Annotated in this window: 14 protein-coding genes; 4 read left to right on the top strand and 10 right to left on the bottom strand. The window is 69.4% G+C overall.

The window, feature by feature from the left end:
- Positions 1-134: 134 nt before the first annotated feature.
- The 3 genes from ACFVIV_RS01815 to ACFVIV_RS01805 all read left to right on the top strand — a co-directional run bounded on the left by ACFVIV_RS01815 (position 135) and on the right by ACFVIV_RS01805 (position 1,928).
- Positions 135-419: a hypothetical protein gene (locus ACFVIV_RS01815; protein WP_379192812.1), complete on the top strand. Its 285-nt coding sequence runs from the start codon at positions 135-137 to the stop codon at positions 417-419.
- A gap of 110 nt (positions 420-529) precedes the next feature.
- The gene (locus tag ACFVIV_RS01810) at positions 530-1,192 is read left to right on the top strand and encodes a YitT family protein (protein WP_379192811.1); all 663 of its coding nucleotides are present in this window, start codon (positions 530-532) and stop codon (positions 1,190-1,192) included.
- A gap of 91 nt (positions 1,193-1,283) precedes the next feature.
- A complete protein-coding gene (locus ACFVIV_RS01805) occupies positions 1,284-1,928 on the top strand; it encodes a cysteine hydrolase family protein (RefSeq protein WP_379192809.1) in 645 nt (214 codons plus the stop codon).
- Positions 1,929-1,937: 9 nt separating this feature from the next.
- On the opposite strand, the gene ACFVIV_RS01800 is transcribed toward ACFVIV_RS01805, so the two are convergent.
- The 4 genes from ACFVIV_RS01800 to ACFVIV_RS01785 form a co-directional block, all read right to left on the bottom strand.
- Positions 1,938-4,196 (bottom strand): ATP-dependent DNA ligase, encoded by a 2,259-nt coding sequence (locus ACFVIV_RS01800; RefSeq protein WP_379192807.1) that lies wholly within the window; start codon positions 4,194-4,196, stop codon positions 1,938-1,940.
- A 129-nt stretch (positions 4,197-4,325) separates the two neighbouring features.
- Positions 4,326-4,646 (bottom strand): antitoxin, encoded by a 321-nt coding sequence (locus tag ACFVIV_RS01795; protein ID WP_379192805.1) that lies wholly within the window; start codon positions 4,644-4,646, stop codon positions 4,326-4,328.
- A gap of 29 nt (positions 4,647-4,675) precedes the next feature.
- The gene (locus tag ACFVIV_RS01790; RefSeq protein ID WP_379192803.1) at positions 4,676-5,800 is read right to left on the bottom strand and encodes an MBL fold metallo-hydrolase; all 1,125 of its coding nucleotides are present in this window, start codon (positions 5,798-5,800) and stop codon (positions 4,676-4,678) included.
- A gap of 41 nt (positions 5,801-5,841) precedes the next feature.
- Positions 5,842-6,567, bottom strand: coding sequence for an enoyl-CoA hydratase (locus ACFVIV_RS01785; protein WP_379192801.1), 726 nt, complete (start codon positions 6,565-6,567; stop codon positions 5,842-5,844).
- A gap of 69 nt (positions 6,568-6,636) precedes the next feature.
- Here ACFVIV_RS01785 and ACFVIV_RS01780 point away from each other — a divergent pair, with 69 nt between their 5' ends.
- On the top strand, positions 6,637-7,764 hold the full coding sequence (locus ACFVIV_RS01780; RefSeq protein WP_379192799.1) for an FAD-dependent oxidoreductase: 1,128 nt from the start codon (positions 6,637-6,639) through the stop codon (positions 7,762-7,764).
- Positions 7,765-7,767: 3 nt separating this feature from the next.
- Here the strand turns inward: ACFVIV_RS01780 and ACFVIV_RS01775 are convergent, their stop codons facing one another.
- From ACFVIV_RS01775 to ACFVIV_RS01750, 6 genes are all read right to left on the bottom strand, one after another.
- The gene (locus tag ACFVIV_RS01775) at positions 7,768-8,625 is read right to left on the bottom strand and encodes an aldo/keto reductase (RefSeq protein ID WP_379192797.1); all 858 of its coding nucleotides are present in this window, start codon (positions 8,623-8,625) and stop codon (positions 7,768-7,770) included.
- Positions 8,626-8,718: 93 nt separating this feature from the next.
- Entirely contained in the window at positions 8,719-10,275 is a 1,557-nt protein-coding gene (locus ACFVIV_RS01770; RefSeq protein ID WP_379192795.1) for a carboxyl transferase domain-containing protein, read from the bottom strand.
- Between the two features lie 58 nt (positions 10,276-10,333).
- Positions 10,334-10,936: an ATP/GTP-binding protein gene (locus ACFVIV_RS01765; RefSeq protein ID WP_379192793.1), complete on the bottom strand. Its 603-nt coding sequence runs from the start codon at positions 10,934-10,936 to the stop codon at positions 10,334-10,336.
- Entirely contained in the window at positions 10,917-11,291 is a 375-nt protein-coding gene (locus ACFVIV_RS01760; RefSeq protein ID WP_067531005.1) for a DUF742 domain-containing protein, read from the bottom strand. Before ACFVIV_RS01760 ends, ACFVIV_RS01765 begins: the two co-directional genes overlap by 20 nt.
- Before the next feature lie 7 nt (positions 11,292-11,298).
- Positions 11,299-11,712: a roadblock/LC7 domain-containing protein gene (locus ACFVIV_RS01755; protein WP_029930951.1), complete on the bottom strand. Its 414-nt coding sequence runs from the start codon at positions 11,710-11,712 to the stop codon at positions 11,299-11,301.
- Positions 11,709-14,372, bottom strand: a complete 2,664-nt coding sequence (locus tag ACFVIV_RS01750) for an ATP-binding protein (RefSeq protein WP_379192791.1) — start codon at positions 14,370-14,372, stop codon at positions 11,709-11,711. The genes ACFVIV_RS01755 and ACFVIV_RS01750 overlap by 4 nt, the downstream gene beginning before the upstream one ends.
- Between the last annotated feature and the right edge of the window lie 117 nt (positions 14,373-14,489).

The following is a 14,489-nucleotide window of genomic DNA, read 5'->3' as shown; positions in this document are numbered from 1 at the left end:
TTACCGTCGGGGTTGCACCCGCGCGTTGGTCGTGGTTTTTTGGGTGGGGGTAAACCGCTGGCGGCGCAATAGCCGCCCCAAACCCACGCCGGAATGACGAAGAGACCTCCCGACCAGGCGGTTAGGGCTCGACCATGTTGATCGCCACACTCATCCTCACGACCCTCGGATTCATACGCCGCCTGCGCCGGAAGAACGCGCCGGGCGACCCTTCCTCTGCCGCGAGCCCGCCCACGCGAGTCGTGCGCGACCGGGTGCGCCGGGCACCTGCCGCCATCACCGGATTCGCGCGCTCGATACGAGCGCGGATTCGCCGCGAGATCGACCGAATCGACCGACGCAGCGGGCTGCCGGTGGCCGGTGCGGCGGTCACGCTGCTCGGCATGACGCTGGCGGTCAGCGGCCTGACCACCTGCTGAGGCCCTCGGGAAGATCAAGAGTCCGGTCGCCGATCGCGGTCCAGCAGAACAGGCCAGTGATCGGTGACTGGATCTGTTTCCGGCATGCCAGTTGCCGGGATGATTGCGGAATGTTGCTTCGCCGGTTGATCGCTCTGTATGTCGGGTTGTGGTTGTACGGGTTCTCGATGGCGGTCATGATCCGCGCGGCATTGGGGCTGGATCCGTGGGATGTCTTCCACCAGGGCGTGGTCAACCACACCCCGCTGAGCTTCGGCACGGTCACCGCCATCGTGGGCGCGGCGGTGTTGCTGGCCTGGATTCCCCTGCGCCAGCGGCCCGGACTCGGGACGATCAGCAATGTGGTGGTGATCGGGGTGTCGGTCGATGCCGGACTGTGGCTGCTGCCGCAGGTCCACGGGCTGGGCTGGCAGATCGCGGCCATGGCGGCGGCGGTGGTGCTGAACGCGATCGCCACGGTGCTCTACATCGGCGCGGGCATGGGGCCGGGACCGCGCGATGGCCTGATGACTGGACTGGTCCGGCGGACCGGGAAACCGGTGTGGATGGTGCGAACCGGTATCGAGGTGACCGTGCTGACCATCGGATTCCTGATGGGCGGCAGCCTCGGCGTGGGCACGCTGGTCTACGCCTTCGGCATCGGACCGCTCATTCACGTGCTGATTCCCGTGGTCGACCGCTTCCTGCCCGGATTCCAGCAGGTACACGGGCCCGCGCCGGAGCACGAGGACCGCGATCCGAAGGTGGACGACCCGGCCGTCGCCGCGGCCTGAGCGGGGCCGCCGGGCCGCACCCGCTCCCGGTGCCGCAGGGGTACTGTGGGGCAGCGAAAGCTGTTGTGAGAGCTACCGATAGCGGGGTGCGATGCGACGCGGTAACGGACTGGAGATTCCGGAGACCCTCGAGGATGTGTGCGCGCCCGAGCGCATGGCGCTGATCGTGTACGACATGCAGGTCGGCGTGCTGGGCCAGCTGGCGGACGGGCCGCGGATCACCGAGCGGGTGGTGCGCGTGGTCGAGGCCGCCCGGCGCGGCGGCTATCCGATCATCTTCCTGCGCCACATGTTCCTGCCCAAACGGCTCATGGGCGCTTTCGCGCTGCGGATGGCCATGAGCTGGCAGGGCGTGGACTCCGTCGAGCAGGTCAAGCCCATCCTGCAGCGCGACACCCCGGGCTTCCAGCTGGTGCCGGAACTACAGCCGCAGCCCGGTGAGATCGTGTTCGACAAGACCTCCATGTCGGCCTTCGAGGGCACGCCGCTGGCGTCCACGCTGCGTGATCTGGGCATCGGCGCGTACGCCATTGTCGGCGTGGCCCTGGAGATCGGCATTCAGCCCACCGTCGCGCACTCCACCGATCTGGGCTTCATCCCGGTCGTGGTGCGCGATGCCGTGGGCGGCAAGGACGAGGCCGGATTGCGGCGCGCCTGGGACGAATTCGCCTTCCAGGGGCATGCCATGGTCACCGACAGCGACACCCTCACACCGCTGCTGGAGAAGTCGAGCTAGCCGGAATCCTCAGTCCGAGGCGGGAATCCAGGCGGGATGCCACAGGCGCCCGCCCTCGGTCCAGTTCATGAAGCGCACCGTGCCGGTGAGTTTCGGGCTCACCCACACGGCGTCCTTGCGTTCGTCGGCGGTGAGGTCGTTGTCGAACGGGCTGGTCTTGCGTTCCAGCCGGCGTAATTGCGCGGCCAGTTCGCTCATCTCCTGTTCGCTGAAGCCGGTGCCGACCCGGCCCAGGTAGTAGAGCTCGCCCTCGTGCGGGACGCCCACCAGCAGCGAAGCGAACTGCCGCAGTTCGGATTTGCGGTAGCCGCCGACCACCACCGACAGGGTGCGCCAATTGCGGGTCTTGATCCAGGACTGGCCGCGCCGGCCGGGCAGATAGATGGAATCGCGGCGCTTGGCGACCACGCCCTCCATGCCGTGCTCCTGGCTGTAGCGCAGGGCCTGGGCGCCGGAACCGTCCAGGCGCGGCGGCACGATGAGCGAGGACGCCCGGCCCGCCAGCGCTTCGAGCACCCGCCGCCGGTCGTCGTAGCGTTTGCGCACCAGCGAGGTGCCGTCCAGGTACAGCACATCGAAGGCCAGGAAGATGGCCCGGCCCGAATTCTCGCGCAGCAGGCCGAGATTCGCGGCGCCGTGATCGTCGAAGACCACCGCCTCGCCGTCCAGGACCGCGCGGTGCCCGGCCAATTCGTCGCCGAGGCGGGCCACGCCCGGATATTTGCCGGTCACCACGAGCCCCTTGCGGCTGCGCAGCGTCACCCCGCCGTCCTCGATCTCGGCGATCAGCCGGAAGCCGTCCCATTTGGTTTCGAATGCCCAGTGCTCGGCGTCGAGGGTCGAGACATCGCCGGGCGTGGCCAGCATGGGCGTGAGTCCGCGCGGCATGGGCGCATCACTCTTCGGCGCGGAAATACGCTGTGCGCCATTGCCGTCCGATTCCGGTGGCCGCTGATCCTTCATCAGGTGCATGAGCCACTGATTGCCATTGGTCTGGATCAGCGCGTACCGGCCGTCCAGCCGCTCACCGTGCAGCCGCACGATGACCTCGTCGTCGCGCCACTTCTCGGTCTCATAGGTGCCGGTATCCCAGATGGTCATCTCCCCGGCGCCGTACTGCCCCTTGGGGATCGTGCCGTGGAATTCCAGGTATTCGAGCGGATGGTCCTCGGTGTGCACGGCGAGCCGGTTCTCATGGGTGTCGGTGGGTGGGCCCTTCGGCACGGCCCACGACACCAGCACGCCATCGCGTTCCAGCCGCAGGTCGTAGTGCAGCCGCCGGGCCCGATGCTCTTGCACCACATAGCGATTTCCGAGACTCGGCTCGGGCGCGCCGATCGGGACGGGCTCGGGCGTGGATTCCGCATCGCGCATGGAACGGTATTTGTCCAGCCGGTCCGGCACCGGATCATCGAGACCTTCGAGCAGATCCCCATCCCGCTCCCACCGCCGCAGCACTTCCTCGAAATGCAAGTGCCGCAACTTCTTCGGCTTCTCGATCTCCGCCCAATCGCGGGGCGCGGCCACCCACGGCTCGGTGCGCCCGCGCAGCGAATACGGCGCGATGGTGGTCTTGGCCGGATTGTTCTGGCTCCAGTCCAGGAACACCTTCCGGTCCCGGGCCGACTTGGCCATATTCGCGGTCACCAATTCCGGCCGCAGCTGCTGCAGATTCATCGCCACCTGCTTGGCCACCGCCGACGCGCCGTTCGGCCCGAGTCGCCGGTCCAGGGGCACATAGATGTGAATTCCCTTGGAACCACTGGTTACCGGATAGGCGTCGAGACCCACGTCGCGCACCACATCGCGCAGGATGAGCGCCACCTCCGCGCACTGCGCCAGCCCGGCGCCCGGCCCGGGGTCCAGATCGAAGACCAGCCGCGTGATCGGCCCCATTTCGGCCCCGTCGAAACGCCATTGCGGCACATGCAGTTCCAGCGCCGCCTGCTGCCCCAGCCAGGCCATGCCGGCCACCGAGTCGATGAGCGGATACACAACCGTCCGGTCGGAGTGTTCAACACTGCGCCGCGCCAGCCATTTCGGCGCGTGCTCGGCCAGGTTCTTCTCGAAGAACGAGCCCTCCTCGACCCCGTTCGGCCAGCGCTTGCGCGTCACCGGCCGCCCGGCGATATGCGGCAGCAGTGCCGGCGCGATGGCGGTGAAATAGTCGATGACCGCACCCTTGGTGGTCCCGGTCGCCGGATACAGCACCTTGTCGAGGTTGGTCAGCCCAACCTCGATTCCCCCGAAATTCCTCCGGGACCCCATAGAACCAGTCTAGTGCCGGGAACCGGCGACGGCCGGTACCTCGGAGCATTCCGAAAACCCAACGGGCCGTTCGGGTCACCCGGCGGAGGGTATCCGCCGGACCCGAACGGCCCGGGACGGCCGGTGAAATCAGGCCGGAGGCTGCTGCTGCCCCTCTTCGGGGCCGGGCGCGGGTTCGGGAGCCGGCTCGGGCGCCGGCTCCGGGGCGGGCTCGGCCGCGGCCTCGGCGGGTGCGGGCTCGGCGCCCGGGGCGGCCTCGCCGCTCTCGGTCGGAATGGCGTTCTTGGCCGCTTCCTTGCCCTTCTCGATCTTGTCGGAGTACTTGTGCCCCGTCTTCTCGTCGATGAACGTTCCGGCCTTGTCGACCGCCTGCTCGATCTTCTCGGCGTTTTGGGCCGCCACATCCTTGCCCTTGCCGACCAAACCCTTGAGCGTGTCAATCAGACTCACAGTCCTACTCCTTCACTCCTGGTCCTCGGTCACTGGCGAACATCTTCCCACCACGTATCCCGTGGTGGGAGGCCAATCGGGTCGATCCGCTGTCCGGGCTTCGGCACGGCGATCCGCGTGTCCGCCTCACCCGCCGCCGCCACCAATCGCCGGACCGGTTCCGACCAGCCGTGGAAGGCCAGGTTGAAAGTCGCCCAGTGGATCGGCACCAGCAGGCCGTGCCCCGGATCGCCGACACACAGGTCGGCGTGTGCGCGCACCGCTTCCTCGGGATTCATGTGCACGTCCGGCCAGTGCCGATCGTAGGCCCCGATGGGCAGCAGGGTCAGATCAAACGGGCCGAGTCGCGCGCCCGCTTCGGCGAACGCCTTGGTGTAGCCGGTGTCGCCGCCGAAATACACCCGGCGTGTCGGGCCGGCGATGGACCACGACGCCCACAGCGTGGTGTTGCGCACCAGACCGCGGCCGGAGAAGTGCCTGGCCTCCGAACAGGTGATCGCCAGATCGGTGCCGTCCGGGCGGGCGCGCTCCAGCTCGGACAGGGAAACCGAAGCGCCCCAATCCAATTCGACAATGCGATCGACCGGAACCTGCCAGTGCCGCAAATGCGCGCCGATGCCGATCGGCACGATGAAGACCGCGTCCTGCAGACGCACCAGCGCGTCCACGGTCTCGCGGTCCAGATGGTCGTAGTGGTCGTGCGAGATGAGGACGGCGTCCACCGGCGGCAGCGTCTCCAGGGCGGACGGCACCGGATGCAGGCGGGCCGGGCCCACCAGCGGCGACGGCGACACCCGCTCGCTCCACACCGGATCGGTGAGCACGCGATAGCCGTCCACCTCGACCAGGCAGCTGGCGTGGCCGTACCAGGTGACCGCCAGATCGGCGGCCTGCTCCGGATGCGCCGGGGTCTCCAGCGGGATGCGGCCCGGCGGCCGGCCCACATTGCTCTTGGTCACCAGCTGGTACAGCAGTTCCAGGCCGGAACCGGGTGTGATCTGGGCGCTGGGCTCGGTGTTGTGGAACTGGCCCTTGCGATAGGTGGTCGCGCCCATGGCGGTCGGCGCGATGGCCGAGATGGACGCACCCATGGCGGACGGGATCCCCCACGCCGCCCGCACTACCCAGCCGATTCCGAACGCTCCCGCAGCCATACCCACCAGTCTCCGCGAATTCGCGGCGATGCGCTTCCCGTTCATCGCCCGGTGAACCTCGCGGCCCGCTTCTCCTGCCTGGCCATTCGCGCCTCCTGTGCATCCGCGCTGCTCCAGGCCGCCGCCAGCGCCGCGCTCTGTTCCGGGGTGTCCTCGCCGCGAGTGCCGTCGTCGTTGAACACCAGCTTCATGTGCCGCAGCGACAGCGGCGCCAGCTCGGCGATCTGCTTGGCCCACGCCTGCGCGTCGGCGAGCGTGCCGATCCGGTTGGCGAAGCCGAAGGTGTAGGCATCCTGCGCCGACACCCGCTCCGCACCCAGCAGAATCGTGCGCGCCGGGCCGGGCCCGATCAGCGACGACAACCGCCGCACCGTCCAACGATCAACGGAGATACCGAGTTTCGCGGCCGGAATGCCGATGAAGGCATCCGGGCTCAGCACCCGCAGATCCGAGGCCAGCGCCAGCTGCACCCCCGCCCCCAGCGCCCCGCCGTTGATGGCGGAGATCACCGGCACCGGCACCGATTCGATGGTCCGCAACATTCCCAGCAGACCGCCCAGGAAGCTGTCCGAGTACACCCCGTCCAGATCCGCGCCCGCACTGAACAGCGGCCCCTGACCGGTCAGCACGATCACCCGCGCCGACTCCGCCGCCTCCGTGAGGGCGGTCCGCAACAGCCCGACCAGCTCTTCGTTGAGCGCGTTCCGGCGCTGAGGCCGCTGTAGTTCGATGGTGACGACCTCACCATCGCGGCTTACTCCGAGCATCTGTCCTTCCCCACTGTGTGCTGCGTACCCAAGGTCATCTTCACTCTAAGCGGGTATAACGTCGGGTTCGTGACCGCAACACCCGATGTCGACATCCTCGTGATCGGCGCAGGCCAGGCCGGCCTCTCCGTCGGCTATCATCTGCGCCGCCTCGGCCTGGCTCCCGAACGGGATTTCCTCATCGTCGACCACTCCCCCGCGCCCGGCGGGGCATGGCAGTTCCGCTGGCCGTCACTGACATTGAGCACCGTGAACCGCGTGCACGATCTACCCGGCATGTCATTCGAGGAAACCCTGCCGCCCGGATCGGAGAACGCTCAGGCCGCGAGCGCCGTCCCGCACTACTTCGCGCTGTACGAGAAGGAATTCGATCTGCGCGTGCACCGCCCCGAATCGGTCACCGTCGTCTGCGACCGCTCCACCCCCGCGACCTGCCCGAACGAGGCCGTCGACGGCCTGCTGCACGCGGAACTGAAACCCGCCGCCAGCACCGAGAGTCCCCTGCGCGTGCGCGGCCTGGTCAATGCCACCGGCACCTGGGACAAGCCCTTCATTCCTTATTACCGGGGCGCGGAAACCTTCGCCGGCCGCCAGCTGCACGCCCACGACTACCGCACCGCAACCGAATTCGAAGGCAAGCACGTGATCGTGGTCGGTGGTGGCATCACCGCCATCCAGCTTCTGGACGAGATCTCGCGGGTCACCACCACGACCTGGGTGACGCGGCGCGAACCCGTCTTCCGGACAGGCGAATTCGCGCCCGAGAACGGCCGCGCGGCCGTCGCCATCGTCGAGGACCGCGTTCGCCGCGGCCTGCCGCCGGGTTCGGTGGTGTCGGTGACCGGCCTGGTCGAGGACGAGCGCGTTCGCGCCGCCCGCGCCCGCGGCGTGCTCGACCGCCACCCCATGTTCGATCACCTCGAACCCGAGGGAATCCGCTGGTCCGACAACACTTTCCAGCGCGCCGACGTGATCCTGTGGTGCACCGGCTTCCGCAGCGCCCTGGACCACCTGGCCCCGCTGCGACTACGCGGCCCGGGCGGCGGCATCACCATGACCGGCCGCCTGGCCACCCAGGTGGCCGCCGACCCGCGCATCCATTTGATCGGCTACGGCCCGTCGGCCAGCACCATCGGCGCCAATCGCGCCGGTCGCGCCGCCGCGGTGGAGCTCACCGGCTATCTGGGATTGGCCTGACCCTCAGGCGGGTGCGCCGGCCATGAAGGTGTCCGGGTCCGGGCCGACGCGAGTGCCGTTGTCCAGGCCGTGGATTCGAGCCATCTGAGCATTGGTGAGCTCGAAGTCGAACACCTCGAAGTTCTCGGCGATGCGCGACGGCGTGACCGACTTGGGGATGGCGACATTGCCCAGCTGCATGTGCCAGCGCAGGATGACCTGGGCGGGGGTGCGGCCGGTTTCGGTGGCGATGGCGGTGATGACCGGATCCTCGAGTTCCGCGCCCTGGCCCAGCGGGCTCCAGGCCTCGGTGGCAATGCCGTGTTCGGCGTGGAAGGCGCGTAGCTCGGGCTGGGACAGATACGGGTGCAGCTCGATCTGGTTCACCACCGGGGTCTCACCGGTTTCGGCGATGACGCGCTCCAGGTGGGGGCGCTGGAAGTTGGAGACGCCGATGGAGGTGATCCGGCCCTGGGACTTGAGCGCCTGCAGGGCGCGGAAGGTGTCCACGTAGAGATTGGCCTGGGCGATCGGCCAGTGGATGAGGTACAGGTCGAGCTGGTCCAGGCCGAGCAGCTTCATGCTCTCGTCGAAGGCGCGCAGCGTGGCGTCGTAGCCCTGGTGATCGTTCCAGACCTTGGTGGTGACGAAGATCTCGTCGCGCGGCAGGCCGGATTCGGCGATGGCGCGGCCCACTTCGGCCTCGTTGCGATAGACCGCGGCGGTATCGAGGCTGCGGTAACCGACCTGCAGCGCCGTGGCCACGGTGTTCACCGCCACGTCGGCGGCAACCTGGAACACGCCGAACCCGAGCTTGGGCATCACCTGCCCGTCGTTCAGCACGATGGACGGGATGGGGCTCGTTTCACTCCTGTAGGTCACCGTTTCGACCGTAGAAGCGGTTTGCCCCGCGGTCAACGACCGAGGAACGTGTTGGTTATCCCTCGGCAACTGTTCGCGATATGGGCGGGCCCCTCAGCTGCCCGGAAGTCCGAGGCGGCGATAGCGCCGATGGCGGGTGGCGAGGAGATCCCCGGCGGGCGCGGCGGACAGGCTCGCCAGTTCGCGAGCGATCGCGGCGACCATGCGCAGGGCGAAGTCCACCGGCTCGTCGGCGGCATCGGGATACTCCGGGACGATGCGGTCGACTATGCCGTCCTCTTGCAGGTCGACCGAGCGAATGCGTTGTGCCGCCGCCAAACTCGGGGCGTGCATGGTGTCGCGGTAGACGATGGCGCTGGCGCCCTCGGGCGGGAGGGGCGCGAGCCAGCCGTTCGCGGCGGCGAGCACCCGGTCGGCCGGGAGCAGGGCCAGCGCGCCGCCGCCGCTGCCCTGACCCAGCAGGACGGACACCGTCGGGGTGTCCAGGGTGACGAGATCCGCCAGGCAGCGCGCGATTTCGGGGGCCAGGCCGCGTTCCTCCGCCTCCCGCGACAGGGACGCGCCCATGGTGTCGATCACCAGGACCAGCGGGATGCGCAGTTCCGCGGCCAGGTGCATGCTGCGGCGGGCTTCCCGCAGCGCCGCCGGGCCCATGGTCTGGTCCGCGGATTGGCCCGCGCGGTCGTGGCCGAAGACGATGCAGGGCTGTCCGCGCAGGCGGGCCAGGGCGTGCACCACGGTGCGGTCCGCCTCCCCTTGTCCGGTGCCGGACAAGGGAACTCGATCGGTGGCGTGGCGGAGCAGTTCACGAATGCCGGGACGGTCGGCGCGGCGGGAGATGAGGACGGACTGCCAGGCGGGCAGGTCGTCGCTCTCGCGCAGGGCCGGACCGTAGAGTTCGTGGCCCGATTCGAAGATTCCGGCGCCCCGGTCGAATTCTCTTGGGTCCCTTTCCTTTTCCTTGTCGGGCAGGGGTTGCGGGGCATCACACAGCACGGTGAGGGCGCGGTGGGCGATGCGGCGGAAGACCGGAATCGGGACCACGCCGTCGATAACGCCGTTGCGGTAGAGGTTTTCGGCGGTCTGGACGCCTTCGGGGAAGTCCCGGCCGTAGAGGGCCCGGTAGACGCGCGGGCCGAGGAAACCGATCAGGGCGCCGGGTTCGGCGAATGTCATGTGCCCCAGCGAACCCCAGGACGCGAAGACGCCGCCCATGGTGGGGTTGCGCAGGTAGACCAGATAGGGATGGCCCGCGGACTTGTGCGCGGCAATGGCGCCGGCGACCTTCACCATCTGCACGAAGGCGACTGTGCCCTCTTGCATTCGGGTGCCGCCGGAGGTGGGCGAGGCAATGAGGGGCAGGCCGAGCTCGGTGGCGCGCTCCACGGCCGCGACGATGCGCTCGGCGGCCGCGACGCCGATAGATCCTGCCAGAAAAGCGAATTCGCACGCGATGACGGCGACCCGGCGCCCGCGTAAGAGACCTTGACCGGTGAGCACCGACTCATCGGTGCCCGCCGACAGCGCGGCCGCTGCCAGATCCTGCGCGTACGACGGCGACGCGTCGACGGGGACCGGCGGTCGATCCCAGCTCTGGAAGGAACCGGGATCGAGCAGTTGGCCGAGTAGTTCCCGCGCCGAGATCTTCACGGCGCGAGCTTAACCGGCCGCGACGTTGCCGCGGGCAACGCCGGGCCGGGCAACCGTCCTAGTAGCCCTGCACGACCTTGCGCAGCGCGTACTCGGTGACCGCGACCAGCGCCTGCTTCACCGGTTCCCGGCGACGGGCGTCGACCGACATGATCGGCACATCCGCCGGAATGGCCAGGGCCTGCCGGATGTCCTCCACCGGGTAGCGCGGCGCATCGTCGAACTCGTTGATGGCCACCAGGAAGGGTAGGTTTCGCGCCTCGAAGTAGTCGACGGCGGCGAAACTGTCCTCCAGCCGGCGGGTGTCGACCAGCACCACCGCGCCGATGGCGCCGCGGATGAGGTCGTCCCACATGAACCAGAAGCGGTACTGACCCGGAGTACCGAACAGGTACAGCACCAGATCATCGGCCAGGCTGATACGGCCGAAGTCCATGGCCACCGTGGTGGTGGCCTTCGACGGAACACCGGTCAGGGAGTCCACGCCGACACTGGCATTGGTCACCAAGGCCTCGGTGCGCAGCGGAACGATCTCCGAGACGGCACCTACCAGGGTCGTCTTGCCCACACCGAAACCACCGGCCACAACGATCTTGGCCGACGTGGGCTTGCTGGTGCGCGTATCGACCTGTGTCGTCGAATCAAATACGCCGGAGTCCACTGAGAACCCTTTCGATCAGCTCGCGACGTTCATCGTCGCTGGAATCGTCTTTCAATGTCGCCGAAACCCGAACATGGCCGGCTTCGATCAAGTCGGCGACCAGCACCCGGGCCACCCCGATGGGGATACCCAGGCGCGCGGCGACCTCGGCGACAGACGGCGATTCTCTGCACAACTCCACGATTGACGTCTCGATGTTGGTGAGTTCGAACTGCCGCTCGAGGGCGACCGGATGCGATGCGACGAGCGCCTCCAACGCCAATTCCACCTTCGGCCGCGTGCGGCCGGCGGTCAGGGAATAAGGGCGTACGAGACTGGGCTCGGCGCTCCCAACGCGTTCGTTGTCTATGTCCATCCCGCCATCAGGAACCCATCGTGACGCGAGGTGTGGCCTGAACGGTCTGGCCCACTCGCTCGACCAACAATGCCATTTCGTATCCCACCTGGCCGATGTCGCAGGACGTATTGGTCAGGACAGCGAGGTAGGACCCGTCGCCGACAGCCATGAGCAGCAGGTAGCCGTGTTCCATCTCGACCACCGACTGCAGCACGGTGCCGCCTTCGAACAGATTCGACACACCCACCGAGAGGCTCGCGAGCCCCGCGGTCACCGCGGACAGCTGTTCGGCGCGGTCCACCGGCAGCTGCGCGCTCGCGGCCATCAGCAGGCCGTCGGCCGACACGAGAACCGCGTGCGCAACGCCGGGAACCTCATTGGCGAAGTTCGAAACCAGCCAATCCAGCTGTCGCTTCGTACCACCTAGATCGGGGTTCATCGGTCTCCTTTATCTCCGGTTAGGTTCATAGCTTTCATTGCGCGGCCATCCCGGACGCCCTGCTGGTGACGACTCAGACTTGACCTGATGGATTCTGGGTCCCGAGAGGGCGCCTTGTCAGCGTTTCCGTTCACACCGCCCGGCACCAGGCGGTTACCCGGATCACGCTGCGGCAGACCCGCCGCGGTGCGCCGCTCCGGCGTGGACTCGATGGCACGCCGCGCAGCCTGCCAGCCCTCATCGCCAGGTGATTCGAAGGAGGCGGCCACCTGGGACCGGTCCGCATTCGGATCCGACAGCCACGCCGACATCATCTCCGCGAAAATCGGCGTGCCCATGGACGACTCGGACTCCCCGGCCGGCTGCAGCCGGGTCTGGAAGAACGAGGCCGCCTTCTGCGGGTTCGAGCGGAAGCTGTGCCGGCCGCGATCCTTCGGATCACCCGAGGGCTCGCTCGGCGGCAGCCCGATGCCCGGCAGCGGAGCCGGACGCGGCGGCAGCCCGGCGCCCGGATCCCGGCGCGGCAGGCCACCGGCGGCCGGATCCCGCTGCGGCAGACCACCCTCGCGCTGCGGCAGACCCTCGCGCTGCGGAGCCACGCCACGCTGCGTCTGGCCATTGGCCGACTCACGCTGCGGCAGACCGTCGCGCGACGGCAGACCATTGCCACCACGCTGCGGCAAGCCGCCCGCGGCCGGATCCCGCGGCGCCGCTCCACCTCCCAGCGCTTGACCGCCCGCGGCCGAATCGGTTCCGCCGCGCTGCGGCAGACCGCCCGGCTGGGGTGCGCCATTGCTACCCGGCGCACGCCGGGGCAACCCGCCGCCGGCCGAATCCCGCTGCGGGATACCGGTCGCACCGGCCTCCCGCTGCGGCAGACCGTCACGCGACGGCAGACCACCCTCGCGCGGGGGCAGACCATTGCCACCACGCTGCGGCAGACCGCCCGCGGCCGAATCTCGTTGCGGCAGACCGCCCGACGCGGCGGCATCCCGCTGCGGCGGCACCGGACCACGCTGGGTCGGACCCGAATCCCGCTGCGGAATACCGGTCGCGCCGGCTTCCCGCTGCGGCAGACCGTGCTTGCCGGACTCGCTCACACCGCGCTGCGGCAGACCCGCGGCGCCATTGGGCCCGGCCTCCGCGCCACCGCGCTGCGGCGCGCCGTTCTTGCCCGGCTCGCGCTGCGGCAGACCGCCGTCCGCGCCACCGCGCTGCGCCGCTCCACCGCCCAGCGCTTGACCGCCCGGCGCGGGTGGCATACCGCCGGAGGCGGACCGCTGCGGCTGACCGAGACCCGGCTCCCGCGGCGGCGCGCCATTGGCGCCCGGCTGGCGCGTCGGCAGCCCGCCCGAGGCGGCCGCATCCCGCTGCGGCGGCACCGGACCACGCTGGGTCGGACCCGAATCCCGCTGCGGGAGGCCCTCACCCGGCGCACCGGGAGCACCCGGCCGCGGCGGCAGGCCGCCGGCCCCGCCCTGGCGCTTGAGCATATTGGCGGCCAGTCCGCCGCGCGGCTGCGCCGGACCCTCGCCCGGTGCGCGCTGCGGCAGGTTCGCGCCCGGCTGGGCGCCCGGCCCGGCCGGACCGTGCTGGCCCGGTTCCCGCTGGGGTAGCCCGCCCGGTCTGGAGACGCCCGGGGTGGCCACGGTGTGCTTCACGGTCGGCCCGTTGGTGCCCGGCTGCCGCGTCGGCAGCCCGACGCTCGGCGCCGCCGCGCCCGGCTGGCGCTGCGGCAGGCCGGTGGCGGCACTGGCCGCCGCCGGAGCGGGCGCGGCCGGGGCCGCCGGCGCGGAACCGGCCGGAATCGGCCCGCTCCCACCGGGATCCACGGTGACCATGACATTGCCGGTCGCGGTGCGGGTGACCGCCCGCATCTGCATGGAGGAGCCCGCGCCGCCCTGCGCACCCTGCGGGGCCGGGCCCTGCGGCGCCGGCTGCTGGGCGTTCGGCTGCGGCGGCACCGAGATGGGCCCGCCGGTGCCGACAATGAGCGGCTTGGGCACGTGCACCGTCACGGTGACGCCGGGATCGCGGGCGGTATCGAAGGTCGGGCGCAGCCGCACGGTCAGGCCGTGCCGTTCCGCGAGCCGGCCGACCACGAACAGGCCCATGTGGCGGGCGGTGTCCGGGCCCACCTCGGCGGTGGTCTCCAGACGACGGTTGATCTCGGCCATCTCCGCGGGCGGCATGCCGATACCGCGGTCGGCGACCTCGATGAGCAGACCCTGGTCGTGCGCCTGCGCGAAGGTGAACTTCACATCCGTTTCCGGCGGCGAGGCCCGCAGCGCATTGTCCAGGAGCTCGGCGAACAGGTGCGCGAGGTCGGAGGCGGCCGGTTCGGTGAGGGAGCCGCGCGGGGTGGCGCCCAGCTTCACGCGTTCGTAGTCCTCCACCTCGGAGATGGCGGCGCGCAGCACGTCGGCGATCTCGACGGGGGCGGACTTGGACCGGCGCTGCTTGGTGCCGGCCAGAATCAGCAGGTTGTCGCCGTTCCGCCGCATACGGGCGGCGAGATGGTCGAGGCGGAAGAGGTTTTCGAGCAGGCGCGGGTCCTTCTCGTCGTACTCCATGGCCTCGATGAGCGAGAGCTGGTGGTCGACGAGGGACTTGGAGCGCCGCGCCAGGGTCTCGAACATGTCGTTGACCTGGGTACGCATGGCGGCCTGGTCGGCGGCCAGGCGCAGCCCCCGGGGCGGGAAGTTCTACTAGCCCCGGGCCACCGGGGCCCGAGCCAACGAAGGGTTGAACCGCGAAGGGTGGAAACGCAAGAAAAA

Source organism: Nocardia sp. NPDC127526 (assembly GCF_042672265.1).
GTDB lineage: Bacteria > Actinomycetota > Actinomycetes > Mycobacteriales > Mycobacteriaceae > Nocardia.
Note: the sequence above shows the minus strand (reverse complement) of the source record. Positions and strands in the feature narration are given on the sequence as shown.